The 16277-nt window shown below is 66.4% G+C and carries 13 protein-coding genes; 6 read left to right on the top strand and 7 right to left on the bottom strand.

The features are described from left to right. Positions 1-103 precede the first annotated feature (103 nt). The gene (locus ACFWUP_RS30535; protein WP_379239445.1) at positions 104-1051 is read left to right on the top strand and encodes an alpha/beta fold hydrolase; all 948 of its coding nucleotides are present in this window, start codon (positions 104-106) and stop codon (positions 1049-1051) included. A 191-nt stretch (positions 1052-1242) separates the two neighbouring features. Continuing rightward, a complete protein-coding gene (locus ACFWUP_RS30530) occupies positions 1243-1533 on the top strand; it encodes a hypothetical protein (protein ID WP_379239444.1) in 291 nt (96 codons plus the stop codon). Between the two features lie 51 nt (positions 1534-1584). On the opposite strand, the gene ACFWUP_RS30525 is transcribed toward ACFWUP_RS30530, so the two are convergent. After that, complete coding sequence (locus tag ACFWUP_RS30525) at positions 1585-2763, bottom strand: acetyl-CoA acetyltransferase (protein WP_379239443.1); 1179 nt, start codon at positions 2761-2763, stop codon at positions 1585-1587. A gap of 247 nt (positions 2764-3010) precedes the next feature. Here ACFWUP_RS30525 and ACFWUP_RS30520 point away from each other — a divergent pair, with 247 nt between their 5' ends. The 3 genes from ACFWUP_RS30520 to ACFWUP_RS30510 are packed head-to-tail and all read left to right on the top strand — an operon-like array spanning position 3011 to position 6552. Then, a complete protein-coding gene (locus ACFWUP_RS30520; protein WP_379239442.1) occupies positions 3011-3850 on the top strand; it encodes a hypothetical protein in 840 nt (279 codons plus the stop codon). Positions 3851-3880: 30 nt separating this feature from the next. After that, the gene (locus ACFWUP_RS30515) at positions 3881-5803 is read left to right on the top strand and encodes a fumarate reductase/succinate dehydrogenase flavoprotein subunit (protein WP_379239441.1); all 1923 of its coding nucleotides are present in this window, start codon (positions 3881-3883) and stop codon (positions 5801-5803) included. A gap of 2 nt (positions 5804-5805) precedes the next feature. Next, on the top strand, positions 5806-6552 hold the full coding sequence (locus ACFWUP_RS30510; protein WP_379239440.1) for a succinate dehydrogenase/fumarate reductase iron-sulfur subunit: 747 nt from the start codon (positions 5806-5808) through the stop codon (positions 6550-6552). 327 nt (positions 6553-6879) lie between these two features. On the opposite strand, the gene ACFWUP_RS30505 is transcribed toward ACFWUP_RS30510, so the two are convergent. The 5 genes from ACFWUP_RS30505 to ACFWUP_RS30485 all read right to left on the bottom strand — a co-directional run bounded on the left by ACFWUP_RS30505 (position 6880) and on the right by ACFWUP_RS30485 (position 12551). After that, positions 6880-7089, bottom strand: coding sequence for a DUF397 domain-containing protein (locus ACFWUP_RS30505; protein ID WP_379239439.1), 210 nt, complete (start codon positions 7087-7089; stop codon positions 6880-6882). Continuing rightward, positions 7086-7286 carry a DUF397 domain-containing protein gene (locus ACFWUP_RS30500; protein WP_379239438.1) on the bottom strand — a complete coding sequence of 67 codons (201 nt, stop codon included), beginning with the start codon at positions 7284-7286 and terminating at the stop codon, positions 7086-7088. Before ACFWUP_RS30500 ends, ACFWUP_RS30505 begins: the two co-directional genes overlap by 4 nt. Further along, a complete protein-coding gene (locus tag ACFWUP_RS30495) occupies positions 7283-8194 on the bottom strand; it encodes a helix-turn-helix domain-containing protein (RefSeq protein WP_379239437.1) in 912 nt (303 codons plus the stop codon). Before ACFWUP_RS30495 ends, ACFWUP_RS30500 begins: the two co-directional genes overlap by 4 nt. A gap of 378 nt (positions 8195-8572) precedes the next feature. After that, positions 8573-9514 (bottom strand): DNA-3-methyladenine glycosylase family protein, encoded by a 942-nt coding sequence (locus ACFWUP_RS30490; RefSeq protein WP_379239436.1) that lies wholly within the window; start codon positions 9512-9514, stop codon positions 8573-8575. A gap of 82 nt (positions 9515-9596) precedes the next feature. After that, complete coding sequence (locus tag ACFWUP_RS30485; protein ID WP_379239435.1) at positions 9597-12551, bottom strand: FAD-binding and (Fe-S)-binding domain-containing protein; 2955 nt, start codon at positions 12549-12551, stop codon at positions 9597-9599. 489 nt (positions 12552-13040) lie between these two features. Between ACFWUP_RS30485 and ACFWUP_RS30480 the strand changes: the two genes are divergently transcribed. Then, entirely contained in the window at positions 13041-14924 is a 1884-nt protein-coding gene (locus ACFWUP_RS30480) for an ABC transporter ATP-binding protein (RefSeq protein WP_379239434.1), read from the top strand. 156 nt (positions 14925-15080) lie between these two features. On the opposite strand, the gene ACFWUP_RS30475 is transcribed toward ACFWUP_RS30480, so the two are convergent. Then, entirely contained in the window at positions 15081-16076 is a 996-nt protein-coding gene (locus ACFWUP_RS30475) for an acryloyl-CoA reductase (RefSeq protein WP_379239433.1), read from the bottom strand. Positions 16077-16277 lie beyond the last annotated feature (201 nt).

Genomic DNA, 16277 nt, shown 5'->3' with positions numbered 1-16277 from the left:
GATAACGCCAGGGTTGAGCGGTTAACGTGCTGGAAACCTACTCCGAAAACACCAGCAGGAACCCGCCACTCGAGGCGCGTCCCGCCGGACGGAGGAGGCCGCAATGTCGAAGACCTTCCCTATCACCGACAGCGGTCGCCGCTGCACTGTCGTCACCGATGACGGTGTGCCGATCGCGGTCCGCAGCTTCGGCGCCGCCGATGCGGCGCTGACCGTCGTCTTCGTCCACGGCCACTGCCTGCACACCGAATACTGGGCGTTCCTGCGCGACCACCTGCTGCGCGACTGGGACGCCGACACCCGCATGGTCTTCTACGACCACCGCGGCCACGGCGAATCCGGGCACGCCCACCACGACACCTACACGATCGACCAGCTCGCCACCGATCTCGACGCGGTACTGCGCGCGGTGGCGCCGACCGGGCCCGTGGTGCTGGTCGGGCACTCGATGGGCGCGATGGCGGTGCTGGCCTACGCCCGCCTGTACCCGGCGGCCATCGGCGAGCGGGTCGCGGGGATCGGCCTGATCGCGGGCGCCGCGGGCGGGATCACCGAGGTCGGCCTCGGCAGGCTGCTCAACCGGCACGCGGTGGCCTCGCTGCAGCGCGCCGTCGTACACGCACCCAGGGTGATGCACGCGTCGAAGCGCTTGTCGCGCTGGATCTTCGGGCCGCTGATCCGCGAGGCGAGCACGGGCACCCGGCGGGTGAGTCCACGGGTCGCGGCCATCGCCACCGCGGTACTCAACGAGACGGCACTGCTCACCATGTCGGGCTTCCTGAGTTCGCTGCTCGACTTCGACGAGGCGCACAACCTCCCCCGCTTCGGCGATCTGCCCGCACTCGTCCTGGCGGGTTCGGCCGATCTCATGGTGCCGTTCGCGCACTCGGTGGTGCTGGCCTCGCAGCTGGCAGGCGCCGAGTTGGTGCGGATCGAGGGCGCGGGTCACAGCGTGATCCTTGAACGCGCGGAGGAGGTGGCGCTCTCGATCACCGCGCTGCTCGACCGGGCAGGCAGCGGCATCCGCGCCAAGTACGCGGTCGCCGGGTAGCCCGAACAGTTACCCGACGGCAATCCTGTGATCCCCCACAACAACGGGCGTAAACCGAAAAGATCCGTTATTGTGGTGGAGATCACGATGTGTGGTGAGTCACACACTCGGTGCAGTGCGGCCCGGGGACTTTACGGGCGTACCCGTGATCCGGCGAGTCGGTATGCCCGCCATATACCCAGGAGGTAACGATGACACGCAGCGATATTGCGGAACTGCGCTACGCGGTCGGCCAACTCCGGCAGTCGATCGGCGCACTGCGTTCCAACTACGGCGACGCGGCCACCATCCGCCGCCTGGAGAACGACCTGGAGCGACTCGTCATCGACGCCGAGGACTTCGAACAGGAACCACCGCCGGAACTGGCGGTCCCCCGCAGGTCGGAACCGATTTACGTCCCCGACAGCAAGTCGGATGAAGCGGCCTGGATGGGCGCCCAGGACGAAGGTCTCGGCTTCCACTCCCGGCCTCGGACCAAGTAAGACCTGATCACCGGCGCGGCGGCTCTGCAACCAGGGTCGTCGCGCCGACCTCTACCCCGCCCGGTGTCGACCGAGTCTGCGTGTTCGTGACCCGTGGAATCGAGCCCCCCGAGGTACCTCGACCGGTGCCTCGACCTCGGCTGATTCGAACAGTGCCGCGATCCCGTGATCGTGACCGAGGGCGATGGCCTCCAGCCCGTAGCGGCCGCCGTTGCGGCTCAGTTCGTGCAGCATCGTCGTCATGATCCGCAGGCCGGTGGCCCCGACCGGGTGGCCGAGGGCGATGTCGGAACCGTTCACGTTGAGCCGGTCGAGTGGGTCGAGTTCCCATTCGGTGGCGAGTGCGAGCACCTCCACCGCGTAACCCTCGTTGATCTCGAGCAGGTCGATCTCGTCGAGGGTGCATCCGGTGCGCCCGAGCAGTTTCGATACCGCCGGCGCCGCCCCGAGGCCGGGCCCTTCGCTGTCGCAACCGGCCGCCGCCCAGCCGGCGAGAAATGCCATCGGGGCGAGCCCCAGTTCGCCGAGTCGGTCCTCGGCCACGACCAGGCACGCGGATGCCCCGAGCCGATGCGAACTCATGTTGCCGACCGTCACCACGCCGTCGGGGAGCAGCGGGCGCAGGCCTGCGAGGGTGTGGGTCGACAGGTCGTCGCGAACGCCTTCGTCGCGGGTGATCTGGTGGTCGCCGTATCCGGCCGCGACCCCGACCACCTCGGCCGCGAACGCACCTTGGCGCCAGGCCCTGGCGGCCTTGCGATGACTCGCCACCGCGAACTCGTCGGCGGCGTTGCGGTCGATCCCGTAGTAGTGGGCCAGGTGCTCGGCGTTGTGCAGACCGGCGGTTCCCCCCGGCAGGCCCGGCACCGACGACGCGCATTCGACCCCACCCGCGACCACCACGTCGGCGGCACCGGTCTGCACCATCATCGCCGCGGTGATCACCGCCTGCAGACCACTGCCACCGTGTTTGTCGGTGACGAAACCGGGTACTGCGAAAGGTAATCCGGCTCCGCGCGCGGCGAGGGAACCCACCGCGGGCACGTCGGAGAGGCCACCGTCGACGCAGGCCATGGCCACGTCGTCGATGCGTAGCGGGTCGATTCCGGAGCGTTCGATCACGGCCGACAACACCGTGGTCGCCAACCACTCGGCGGGCATACCCGACAGCGCCCCACCCTCGACGCCACTTGGCGTGCGAACGGGTGCCACGATCGCGGCTCTTCTCATTGCGCGTCACGCTCCTCTCCCCGGCGGGGGATTACCTGTCACAGGGCACCACAGGTTTGTTGCACAGGTATGACAGCCCGTCACCGACGTCACGGCTGTGATCGAGATCACCGCCATGTGTGGCGACCGAGTGCGTGAGACCCGGCGCGAGCGGCGCGAACACAGGCGTATGGTGCTCCACATCACAATCCATCGCGGTGGGTAATGATCACTCCCCGCAGACTCGAAGATCAGCGAGGCATCCACCGTGAGTGCCGCACCGACCACTTCCCCCGGATCGCACAGCGCGGGCACCGGCGTATTCAGCCGAACCCGTGCCCGCATCTCCGCGCGCACCCTCCGCACCGACCGCTGGTGGCTACCACCGCTGTTCACCGCGCTCGGACTCTTCGCGTTCGTCACCTACGCGACAATCAGATCCTTTGTGCGAACGGCCTATTGGGTGCCCGAGTTCCACTATCTGACCCCGTTCTACTCGCCATGTCTGAGCGACTCGTGCGTGCCGGGCTCGGCTCATTTCGGCACACCGTTCCCCGAGTTGCCGATGTGGATCCCGCTGGGGTTCGTGGTGCTGCCGTTCCTGCTCGGCTTCCGGCTGACCTGCTACTACTACCGCAAGGCCTACTACCGCTCGGTGTGGTTCTCCCCGCCCGCCTGCGCGGTGGCCGAGCCGCACGCGCGCTACACGGGTGAGTCGCGACTGCCGTTGATCATCCAGAACGCGCACCGCTACTTCTTCTATGTGGCGCTGGTGGTTTCGCTGGTCAACACCTATGACGCGATCACCGCGTTCCACGGCAGCAGTGGCGGTTTCGGTTTCGGCCTCGGCAATATCGTGCTGCTGGTCAATGTGATCCTGCTGTGGGCCTACACGCTGTCGTGTCACTCGTGCAGGCACATCGTGGGCGGCAAGCTCAAGAATTTCTCCGCCCACCCGGTGCGGTACTGGTACTGGACCCAGATCTCCAAGCTCAACACCCGCCACATGGCGCTGGCCTGGACCACTCTCGGCACCCTCGTGCTCACCGACTTCTACGTGATGTTGGTTGCGAGCGACACCATTTCGGACCTGCGGTTCGTCAACTGAGCCGTAACAACGCGAGGAGCTCGAATTTCAATGCCAGACGTGGAACGGCACGACTACGACGTCGTAGTGATCGGGGCGGGCGGCGCGGGTCTGCGAGCCGTGATCGAGGCACGCGAACAGGGACTTTCGGTGGCGGTGGTGTGTAAGTCGTTGTTCGGCAAGGCACATACCGTGATGGCCGAAGGTGGTTGCGCGGCGTCGATGGGCAACGCCAACGACAAGGACAACTGGCAGACCCACTTCAAAGACACCATGCGCGGCGGCAAGTTCCTCAACAACTGGCGCATGGCCGAACTGCACGCCCAGGAGGCGGCCGATCGGGTGTGGGAGCTGGAAACCTATGGGGCACTGTTCGATCGGACTCCCGATGGACGAATCAGCCAGCGCAATTTCGGCGGCCATACCTACCCACGTCTCGCCCACGTCGGCGACCGGACGGGCCTCGAACTGATCCGCACGATGCAGCAGAAGATCGTGTCGCTGCAGCAGGAGGACTACGCCGAGACCGGCGACTACGAGGCCAGGATCAAGGTCTTCGCCGAATGCACGATCACCGAATTGCTCACCGACGCAGGAGCTATCGCGGGCGCGTTCGGCTACTGGCGTGAATCCGGTGGCTTCGTGCTGTTCAAGGCACCCGCCGTCGTGCTGGCCACCGGCGGAATCGGCAAGTCCTACAAGGTGACCTCGAATTCCTGGGAGTACACCGGCGACGGTCACGCGTTGGCCCTGCGCTCCGGCGCGACGCTGATCAACATGGAGTTCCTGCAGTTCCACCCCACCGGCATGGTCTGGCCGCCGAGCGTGAAGGGCATCCTGGTCACCGAGGGTGTGCGCGGCGACGGTGGCGTGCTGAAGAACTCCGACGGCAAGCGGTTCATGTTCGACTACATCCCGCCGGTGTTCAAGGGCCAGTACGCCGAAACCGAGGAAGAGGCCGATCAGTGGTTGCGCGACAACGATTCCGCGCGCCGCACCCCCGACCTGCTCCCCCGTGACGAGGTCGCGCGGGCGATCAACGAAGAGGTGAAGGCGGGCCGCGGCACCGAGCACGGCGGCGTCTACCTCGACATCGCCTCCCGCATGCCCGCCGACGAGATCGTGCGCAGGCTGCCGTCGATGCACCACCAGTTCAAGGAACTGGCCGATGTCGACATCACCGCCGAGCCGATGGAAGTCGGGCCGACCTGCCACTACGTGATGGGCGGGATCGAGGTGAATCCCGATACCGGTGCGGCGGTGGTACCCGGATTGTTCGCTGCCGGTGAGTGTTCCGGCGGGATGCACGGTTCGAACCGGCTCGGCGGCAACTCGCTCTCGGACCTGTTGGTGTTCGGCCGCAGGGCCGGGCTCGGTGCTTCGGCCTATGTCCAGCAGTTGACGACCAAACCGGTGCCTACCGAGGCCGATGTCGACGATGCGGTGAAAACCGCATTGGCACCGTTCGATTCGACGCCGGATGGAACCGGGGAGAACCCCTACACCCTGCACTCCGAACTCCAGCAGACGATGAACGACCTGGTCGGCATCATCCGCAAGGAACACGAGGTGCGGGCGGCGATCGACAAGCTGAACGAACTGCGCGCCCGCTACGCCAACGTGACCGTGCAGGGCAAGCGCCCCTTCAACCCCGGCTGGCACCTGGCTCTCGACCTCGCCAACATGTTGCTGGTGAGCGAATGTGTAGCCCAGGCAGCGCTTTTGCGCACCGAGAGCCGGGGCGGGCACACCCGCGACGATCACCCCGGCATGAACCCCGACTGGCGCAACAAGTTGCTGGTGTGCGCGGCGGTGTCCGGTTCGCGCGCGCAGATCCCGGATGTCACCGTGACCCCCGCCGATCAGACGCCGATGCGCGAAGACCTGCTCGCCCTGTTCGAACTGAGCGAGCTCGAAAAGTACTACACCGAGCAAGAATTGGCTGAGCACCCGACAGCCGAGGGAAAGGCGTAACCATGGGATACGACGCCCGGTTCCGGGTCTGGCGCGGCGACATCGACGGCGGTCAGCTCGAGGACTACACGGTGGCGGTGAACGAGGGCGAAGTGGTGCTCGACATCATCCATCGCCTGCAGGCCACCCAGACCCCCGACCTCGCGGTGCGCTGGAATTGCAAAGCGGGCAAGTGTGGTTCGTGTTCGGCGGAGGTGAACGGGCGCCCGCGTTTGCTGTGCATGACGCGGATGTCGACGTTCACGCCGGAGGAGGTCATCACCGTCACCCCGATGCGGACCTTCCCGATCATCAGAGATCTCGTCACCGATGTCTCGTTCAACTACGAGAAGGCAAGGGAGATACCGTCGTTCGCGCCGCCCGCCGGTCTCGCCCCGGGCGACTACCGGATGAAACAGGTCGACGTGGAGCGCTCCCAGGAGTTCCGCAAGTGCATCGAGTGCTTCCTGTGCCAGGACACCTGCCACGTGGTGCGCGACCACGAGGAGAACAAGCCCGCCTTCGCCGGTCCGCGCTATCTGATGCGCATCACCGAGTTGGAGATGCACCCCCTCGACACGCGCGATCGACGCGAAATGGCCCAGGAGGAAGCGGGTTTGGGCTATTGCAATATCACCAAGTGCTGCACCGATGTGTGCCCCGAGCACATCAAGATCACCGACAATGCGCTGATTCCGCTGAAGGAACGGGTGGTGGATCGCAAATATGACCCGATTGTCTGGCTCGGAAATAAACTGTTCCGACGCTGAAACATACTGACACTGCGAACTGTTGATGCTGCGGGTTGCGAAACCCGCAGCATCAGCTGTCTATAAGACAGCGACAGTCCCCATAGCGACTGATCCGACCAGTAATCCGATGAACAGCGCCGACAGCAACGAGCCGGTGAGTACGAAGATTCCGACCGCCGATACCGCGAAAAGCAGGATCACGATCAGGCGTTCCACCCCGTCCTCAGGCGCTAGCCTCCGGTACCGGGGTGGCATCTTCTTCAACCCTCGGTCCATATACCTGGGCTACCCGGCCGGGCCGCGCACCAAACCACGCCCTACGGTGAAAAATTATCGTTCTGTGATCTAAGGGCGGTCGAACTCGCCGTCGTGCACGCCCGCGGTGAAGGCGGTCCATTCACTCGGCGTGAAGATCAGCACCGGCCCGTCGGGGTTCTTGCTGTCGCGCAGCGCCACGTACCCGTCGGCCAGCATGGCTACCTCCACACTGCCCTCGCCGGTGCCCGCGCGCAGCCAGGTGGCGCCGCTGGTGTCGATGTCGCGCTTGGTGTTCACGCGAAGACACCGGTGTCGATGCCGCGGGTGAACGCGTCCCAGCTGGCGCCGTCGAAGACCAGCGCGGGACCTGCGGGATTCTTGCTGTCGCGCACCCCGACCTGTCCGCCGAAAAGGAAGGCAACTTCGACGCAATCCTTGCCCGCGCCGCTGCGAGTGCTCTTGAACCAGTGTGCGTCGACGAGATCGAAACTCATGCCACATACTCCTTCGCGACCTGCCGGAGCAGGTTTCTACTCGACTGGATATCCAACGCGACGCGCTGGAGGGATTCATGAGCCCGGTCGTACCTTCGAACATCCGCGCGTCGTTCCAGGTAGAGGTCGCCGGTGAAGCCTTCGGCGTACACCACCGGCGGTTCGACCGGTTGCCCCTTGCCGTCGGTCCCGAACTCGAGAACCGTGAAAGGTCCGGTGGAGACTCCGAGCGGAACACCGGCGGCAAACGGCAGGATGCGCAATGCCACATTACTTCGGGTACTCGCGTCGGCGAGATGTCGCAACTGCGCAGCCATCACCTTTGCATCACCCACGACGCTACGCAATACCGATTCGTGCAGAACCACGTCGATCTCGGCCGGCGAATGCTTGCGGGTGATCAACGCCTGACGTTGTAGTCGCAGCGCGACCCGCCGATCGAGCTCGTCGACCGAATCCTGAGGAAAGCCCAGATGATTCAGCGCGCGTGCGTATTCGGCGGTCTGCAGCAGGCCCGGCACCAGCTCGGACTGATAGGCACGCAACCGATGCGCCGATGCCTCCAAACCCACATAGATATCGAAGTTTTCGGGAATCAGATCGCCGTAGGCGTGCCACCAGCTCTTGACAGCGGCCTGCTGTGCGAGACCGGTGAGGCCGTCGGCGAGGTGTTCGGGAATGCCGTAGATGCGGCACAGTTCGTGGATGTCGATGGTCCGAATGCGGTCGGCCTGACCTTTTTCCAGCCGCTGCAGGGTGCTCGCACCCCACTCCATCAGCCGGGCCGCTTCGGCGATGGTGAGCCCGGCCTGGGTGCGCCAATCCCGCAGGTAGCGGCCGAGTTGGCGACGTGGCAGGGTCGAGGAGACACCGTGCCCGTCTGTTCCGTTCGATGCGATCGCTGCCACAGCCCCTCCTTGAAGTGTCACACATCCACGCCGAGCCCCACTGCGAGGATGGATTTCGTCCACTGTGGGGAATCCTGCACTCCCCCTTGGATGTTGTGCTGGGAATTCGCGGTAAATCTCGCGAAGGCCGCGTGTACTCACCGTTAGCCGGGTGTTTGCGTGCTGTGCTTGGTTCATGCAATTGAGCGAAGTGAACATGCGCGTCGCCACAGCACTGCTGAGTTGCTCTACCGATCCGGGACCGATGGATCCCGAACAAGCCCATGCCGCAATGCAATTGCACCTCGACTGCACGGTCGAAGTGTGTCGGGTGCGAAGGCGGGCTCGGAACACCCTTGTCGAAGCGGGTCGCTGCGTGCTGGACGCGCGCGCCACGCGTTAGTGGTGGCGGTGATCGGTGATCGGGTCGCGCGGGCCGAACTTCGGTTTGTACGCCTGGCCGCTCAGGCCCAGCAGTCGCACCGCGCGGTAGCGGTGGGGTTGGAGCGGGCGCAGGTATTCGATCATCATGTCGTCGTCGATCGGGTGGCCGAGCAGGCTCCAGCCGACCACGGCGGCGAGGTGGTAGTCGCCCACCGAGAGGGCGTCGGCGTCGCCGAAGGCGCGTTGCGCGGTCTCGGCCACCGTCCAGACGCCGATGCCGGGCAGGCTGCGTAAACGTTGTGCGGCCTCGGTCGGGTCGAGGGTTGCCGTGCGTTCGATCGAGTCGGCGACCCTGGCGGCGCGCACGATGGTCTGTGCGCGTTGCGGGCCGACATTGGCCCGGTGGTATTTCCACGACGGGATCAATCGCCAGGTCTCGGCATCCGGTGCCACCATCAGGCCGGTCGGGGCCGGGCCGGGGGCCTTGGTGCCGAACTCGCGGACCAGGGTGCGCCAGGAGGCGAACGAGGCCTTCGTGTGCACTTTTTGTTCGAGGATGGCCGGGACCAGCGCCTCCATCACCCGGCCGGTCTTCAGCATGCGCAGTCCGGGGACGGTGCGGTGGGCTTCTTTGAGCTTGGGGTGTTCGGGGGAGAAGTCGTCGAGGTTCTCCTCGAGACAGAGCATGGTCTCGAGGCCGGCCAGGAATTCCTCGGCGCCGGGGCCCCAGGCGCGGGCGGTGGCGCCGTCGCGGCCGTCCTGGGTGAGGCGGTAGGTGACCACGCCGGTGGGCATGCGCGAGGCGTGCCAGTGGGCGCCGTCGGGGGTGATGTGGTGGCAGGGGTCGCCGCCGCCGCGGCGCAGGGGTTCCACGGTGATGGCGACGTCGAAGGGTCTGCTCGACCGGACGGTTCTGGACAGACCGGCCAGGTCCTGGTCCAGGGTCTGGTCACGCATTCGACCATTGTGCGCCTGTGATCGGCGTCCCCCCGCAGCCGACCTCGCGGCGGCGCGCGACGTAGGTCCCGGCGAACTCGTCTCAGGTCAGCGGCTGAGGTCGATCGAGCAGGTACCTGGCCAGGTGGACGCCAGGGACACCGGCCAGCTGGGCGGCTTGGGTGCGGCAGGAGAAGCCGTCGGCCAGGAAGGTCGTGTTCGGTGTGGCCGTTCGCAGGGCTGGGAGCAGAGCGTTTTCCGCTACGGCGACCGAGACTTCGTAGTGGCCTTTCTGCATGCCGAAGTTGCCTGCCAGGCCGCAGCAGCCCGCGAGTTCCTTGACTGTCACGCCCATCGCCTTCAGGATTCGGCGTTCGGCGTCGAAGTCGCCGACGGCGTGCTGGTGGCAGTGGGGTTGGACGATCACCGTGTCCTGTGGGCGCCGGGGTGGTTGCCAGATGGGGTGCTCGAGCAGGAATTCCGCCAGGGTGCGGATCGAGGCCGCGACTTGTTTCGCGCGGGGGTCGTGGGGGAGTAGTTCGGGGAGGTCGGCGCGGAGGGTGGCGGTGCAGGAGGGTTCGAGGCCGATGATCAGGCCGCCTGTGGCTACGTGGTCGGCGACGGCGTCGAGGGTGGCGCGTAGGCGGGTGCGGGCGCCGTCGAGTTGGCCGGTGCTGATCCAGGTGAGGCCGCAGCAGACTTTGGTGTTCGGGATGGTGACTTTGTAGCCGAGCTGTTCGATCAGTTGGATTGCGGCTAGGGCATTTTCGGGGTCGAAGGTGTCGGTGAAGGTGTCGATCCACAGCATCACTTCCCGTGCGTGCGGAGCGCCGACTACGGCTGGCCCGACGCCATGGCTTCGGGCTGAGTCGAGATCGTATGCGGCGGAGGTGATCCCGTCCGATGCGTGAGTGTCGGTTCGGTCCAGCACTTTCCAGAGCCGCGAGCCACGATCGGAGGCGGTCTCGACCGCAGCACGGGTGCCGTTTCGGCCCGAAATTTTCCAGATCCGGCGCAGCGATGTAGGGGCGAGTCGCGGTGCCGCGCGTCTGGGGTCGATTCCGGCCAGACGCATGCCAGCTCGGCGGAGGTACGGACGGGAAGCCAGGGCGTTGGCGAGGCGGGGGAAGCGTTGCGCGATGGTGAGCCAGCGTGGGAGTTGGCCCAGGACATAGTGATCCAGCGGACGGAGGCGGTTTCGGTAGCGGCGGTACAGTGCCTCGGACTTGTAGGTCGCCATGTCGACGCCGGCGGGGCAGTCGGAGGCGCAGGCTTTGCAAGCCAGGCAGAGATCGAGGGATTCCTCGACTGCCGGTGCGCGCCAGTCGAGTTCGCCGCGCACCACCTCCTGGAGCACTCTGGCGCGGGCGCGGGTGGTGTCCTTCTCGTCGGCGGTGGCCAGGTACGACGGGCACATGAAACCGCCGGACGTGCGGGTGTCCGCGCGGCACTTCGCGATTCCTACACATCTGTGCACAGCTGTGGATAAGTCGCCGGAGTCTGTGGACAGGGCGAAACCTCGCGCGGGGAATGGTGCGAGACCGGCTACGCGTAGGTCGGCGTCGACGGGGTTCGGGGCGACGAGGACGCCCGGGTTGAGGATGTTGTCGGGGTCGAAGAGGGATTTGAAGCCCGAGAAGGCCGCGCGGGCGGCCGGTGAGTACATGACTTCGAGGAGTTCGGATCTGGCTCTGCCGTCGCCGTGCTCGCCCGAGAGTGAGCCGCCGTGGCGCACAACCAGTTCGGCGGCGTCGAAGAGGAAGGTGCGAAAGCGTTGGGGGGCGTCGGTGATCGGGAAGTCGAGGCGGACGTGGATGCAGCCGTCGCCGATGTGGCCATAGAGCAGGCCGGTTACGTCGTATTCAGCGGTGAGCGTGGCGAATTCGCGGAGGTAGGTGCCCAGATTCTCCGGTGGGACGGCCGCGTCTTCCCAACCCGGCCAGGCCGGATTTCCGTCAGGCGTTCGACCCGCCAGACCCGCGCCGTCGGCTCGGATACGCCAGAGCGCCGCCGTGGCAGCAGGATCGGTGACTATTCGATGGTCATCGGCATTGCTTGTCGTGCAAAGGAGTTCGGCTGCGGCCAATGCCTCGGCCGGGGTTGCTCCCGCAGTTTCGACGAACAGCCATCCGCGGCCTCGCGGTAGTTCGGGCACGGTTCCCCTGTGCGCGCGGACTACATCGACCAAGCCCGCATCGACGCCCTCCACCGCGATCGGCGCGCAGCGGGTCACAGCGGCGATATCGTCTGCGGCCGAAGCAATATCGGGGTATCCGAGGACCGTCAGTACCGTTGCAGCGGGTACCGGCGTGAGCGCGACATCTGCTTCCAGAAGTAGTCCACAGGTTCCTTCGGAGCCCACGAAAGCCTTCGCGACCGACGAACCATGTTCCGGCAGCAGATGTTCCAGACCATAGCCGGATGCCTGTCGATCGAAGCGACCGAGTTCGGTGCGCAGGACAGCCAAGTTCGCGGTGGTGAAATTCGCCAGACCGGGCACTGCGGTCAGGTCGGTGCCGAGCGTCCGCCGTTGCCCCGTACCGTCGAGAATACGCAGTTCACGCACGGTATCGGCAGTGCGACCCCAGGCCAGCGCATGCGGCCCGCAGGCATTGTTGCCGATCATCCCGCCCAGCGTGCAGCGATCCTGCGTCGACGGATCGGGCCCGAACCGCAGCCCGTGTGGTCGCAGCTTGCGCTGCAGTTCCGACAGCACCACCCCCGGCTGCACGGTGGCCGTTCGCGCCTCGACATCGACCGCGCGCACCGCGTTCATGTGCCTGCTGAAATCCAGCACGATTCCCGGCCCGATGGCATTGCCCGCGACCGAGGTGCCCGCGCCGCGAGCGGTCACCGACAGCCCGTTCTCGCGCGCGAAGACCACGGTCGCGGCGACATCGTCATCGCCCTGCGGAAACACCACCATCGTGGGCCGGACGCGGTAGTTGGACGCGTCGGAGGAGTACTCCACCCGCCTACGCACCGACGCGTCGACCGTGCACCCGACCCGCGCACGCAAGGCATCGGCAACCCGTTCCACGCTCCGATCGTCGTCCACCCTGTGAGCCTATGCGCGCCCCGTAGACCTCAGATCCGCCACGATGACCCCCAGCCACACAACGCACCCAAAGTCCGCCATGACCGCACTACCAGCCACACCGCACACCCCAAATCCGCCATGACCACACTCCCAACCCCCCACGACCCGACCCCGAGGAGGTCCCGCCGCGCAGCGGCGGTAGCGGCCCAACCACAAGTCAGCCCCGCTGCGACCCCAACCCCGGTTCCGCCCAGCCCGCACTCCCGACCCATAGGGAGGGTCCGCCGCGAAGCGGCGGTAGCGGCCCGGCCGCGAGTTAGCCGCCGTTGCTACCCCAACCCCGGTTCCGCCATGACCACACTCCCAGCCACAACGACCCGACCTCGAGGAGGGTCCCGCCGCGCAGCGGCGGTAGCGCTCCAACAAACACTTGCACTCAACCTTTGTTGAGGTTTTAGTGTCGGTGGGCAGGAGTTCAATGGGTGGGGAGCCTCGAGGAGAGTGGCAGTGAGTATCGAATCAGTGGCATACAGCCAGATGTACCGGCGGGCGAACGCCCCCGAAGACCTGCGCCCGTTCAGCATGGTGACGGCGCGGCGGATCCTGCGGTTCGCGCAGCACCACCGGCGGCGGATCAGCGGGTTCCTGCTGCTCAGCGTGCTGGCCGCGGTGCTCGGTGTGGCTACACCGGTGCTGGCGGGGCGCGTGGTGAACGGGATCGTCGACGGTTCCGCGCCACGCACGGTGGTGCTGCTCGCGCTCGCCATCGCGGGTCTGGCCGTCGCCGACGCCGCCCTCGGCATCACCATCCGCTGGCTGTCGGCCCGGATCGGTGAGGGTCTGATCCTCGATCTGCGCACCGCCGTGTTCGATCACGTCCAGAAGATGCCCGTCGCGTTCTTCACCCGCACCCGGACCGGCGCGCTGGTGAGCAGGCTCAACAGCGATGTGATCGGTGCGCAGCGCGCGTTCAGCGACACGCTGTCCGGCGTGATCACCAACCTGGTCACCCTGCTGCTCACGCTCGCCGTGATGCTCAGCATCTCCTGGCAGATCACCCTGCTCGCCCTGGTGCTGCTGCCCGTGTTCGTCATCCCGGCCCGGCGCGCTGGCAACAAACTCGCCGCCATGCAGCGCGAAGCCGCCCAGCTCAACGCGGCCATGAGCACGCAGATGACCGAGCGTTTCTCCGCGCCCGGCGCCACCCTGGTGAAACTGTTCGGCAGGCCGAAGCAGGAGTCCTCGGAGTTCGCGGTGCGCGCCACCCGCGTGCGTGACATCGGTGTGCGCACCGCCATGCTGCAGACCACCTTCGTCACCTCGCTCACCCTGGTCTCCGCGCTCGCGCTCGCCCTGGTCTACGGCCTCGGCGGCTGGTACGCGCTGCAGGGCAGCCTCGACGCGGGCTCGGTCGTCGCGCTCTCGCTGCTGCTCACCCGCCTTTACACCCCGCTCACCGCACTGGCCAGCGCCCGGCTGGAGATCATGTCGGCGCTGGTGAGTTTCGAGCGTGTCTTCGAGGTGCTCGATCTGAAGCCGCTGATCGAAGACGCCCCGCACGCCACCCCCGTGCCCGACGGTCCCGTCGCGGTGGAGCTGGACGGGGTGAACTTCGGTTACCCGTCGGCCGACAAGGTCTCGCTCGCTTCCCTGGAAGACGTGGCGACGCTGGACAGCCGGGGCGGGGTCGAGGTGCTGCACGAGGTGTCGTTGCGCGCCGAACCCGGCCAGCTCATCGCTCTGGTCGGCTCCTCCGGCGCGGGCAAATCGACCATCGCCCAACTGGTTTCGCGTCTCTATGATGTCGACTCCGGCGCGGTCCGCCTCAACGGCGCCGACGTGCGCGACCTGACCACCGAATCCATCCAACGCACCGTCGGCCTTGTCACCCAGGACGGCCACCTGTTCCACGACACCATCCGCGCGAACCTGCTGCTGGCCCGCCCGGAGGCGACCGAAGACGAACTGTGGAACGCCCTCGACCGCGCCCGCCTCCACGACCTGGTCACCTCACTCACCGACGGCCTCGACACCGTGGTCGGCGAACGCGGCTACCGCCTCTCCGGCGGCGAACGCCAACGCCTCACCATCGCCCGCCTGCTCCTCAAGCAACCGCGAGTGGTCATCCTCGACGAGGCAACCGCCTCACTCGACTCCACCTCGGAAGCAGCCGTCCAAGCCGCCCTGGCCGAAGCCCTGACCGGCCGCACCGCCCTGGTAATCGCCCACCGCCTGTCCACCATCCGCGCCGCCGACCAGATCCTGGTCCTGGAAGAAGGCCGCATCATCGAACGAGGCACCCACGCCACCCTCCTCAACGCCGACGGCCGTTACGCCGAGCTCTACCGAACCCAGTTCGCCGACGACCCGATAGCGCCGGCCATCGCATGACGAGCAGCCACCAGTGTTCTCGGCGCGCCTCCGCCGATGGACTGACCGGAGGGTCCCGGGTTAGAGCTGACTCGTCACTCCTGCGACAAAGGAGGCCCGTAGGGAGGGAAGAGGTGGAGTCAAACACCGAGAACCGCGGCACCAGCCGCCAATGTCTCAGAATTCGTTGGCTACGCCGATGACCGTACGGCCGGAGTGGTTGCCGTCCTTGATCGATTGGAGGACGGTGCCCACTTCGGTGATGGGGGTGAAGGATTCGATGGTCGAGAGGTGTTGGGGGCGTAGGTCTTTGCCGAGGGAGGTCCAGAGGGTGCGGCGCTTTTCGATGGGGAGTTGGACCGAGTCGATGCCGAGCAGGCTGACGCCGCGCAGGATGAAGGGGAGGACTGTGGTGGGGAGGTCGGCGCCGCCGGTGAGGCCGCTGGCCGCTACCGCGCCGCCGTAGCCGATGGCGCTGAGGACGTGGGCGAGGGAGGCGCCGCCGACACTGTCCACCGCGGATGCCCAGTTGGCCTTGTTGAGCGGGCGGGGCTTGGCGTCGGGGTCGAGGGGGAGGCGGCCGATGACCTCGTTGGCGCCGAGTTCGGCGAGCAGGTCGTTCGCGTCGGTTTTGCCGGTGGAGGCGATGACCTCGAAGCCGAGGCCGGAGAGGATGTCGATGGCCACGGTGCCGACGCCGCCGGTCGCGCCGGTGACCAGGACCGCGCCGTCGTCGGGGGTGAGGCCGTGGTCGAGCAGGGCCTGCACGCTCATGGCGGCGGTGAAGCCGGCGGTGCCGATGGTGGCGGCGTCACGGGTGTCGAGGCCGTCGAGTTTCACCACCCACTCGGCGGGCACTTTGGAGTACTCGGCGAAGCCGCCGTTGCGGGAGACGCCGAGGTCGTAGCCGTGGGCGATGACCTGGTCGCCGGGGGCGAAGTCGTCGGAGTCCGAGGCGATCACCTCACCGGTGAGGTCGATACCGGGCACGATCGGATAGTTGCGGACCACACCACCGCGCGGCGTAATCGCCAGCAGGTCTTTGTAATTCGCGCTCGAGTAATGGACCTTGATCGTCACATCGCCGGTACCGAGAAAGTCATCCCCCACCGTTTCACGCGCGAGAACGATCCCACCATCGGATTCACGGGCAACCATCGCAGAAAAGTCCATGAACCCGAGCATAGGGTCCAACACCCACACCCCGCCGCACACTGACACGAGCCCGCCGGACCCCACCACAGTGGGGTCGTAGATCTGGGCAGTTGATCACCATGTACTCATCTTGGTTTTTAACCTGGGGTTTCGGTGTCGGTGGGTTTGCCGACCGCCGGACGGGGTGCTCGGTGCTTGTTCTTCGAGCCTGGTGGACGT

The organism is Nocardia sp. NPDC058658 (assembly GCF_042716665.1).
Taxonomy (GTDB): Bacteria; Actinomycetota; Actinomycetes; order Mycobacteriales; family Mycobacteriaceae; genus Nocardia.
Note: the sequence above shows the minus strand (reverse complement) of the source record. Positions and strands in the feature narration are given on the sequence as shown.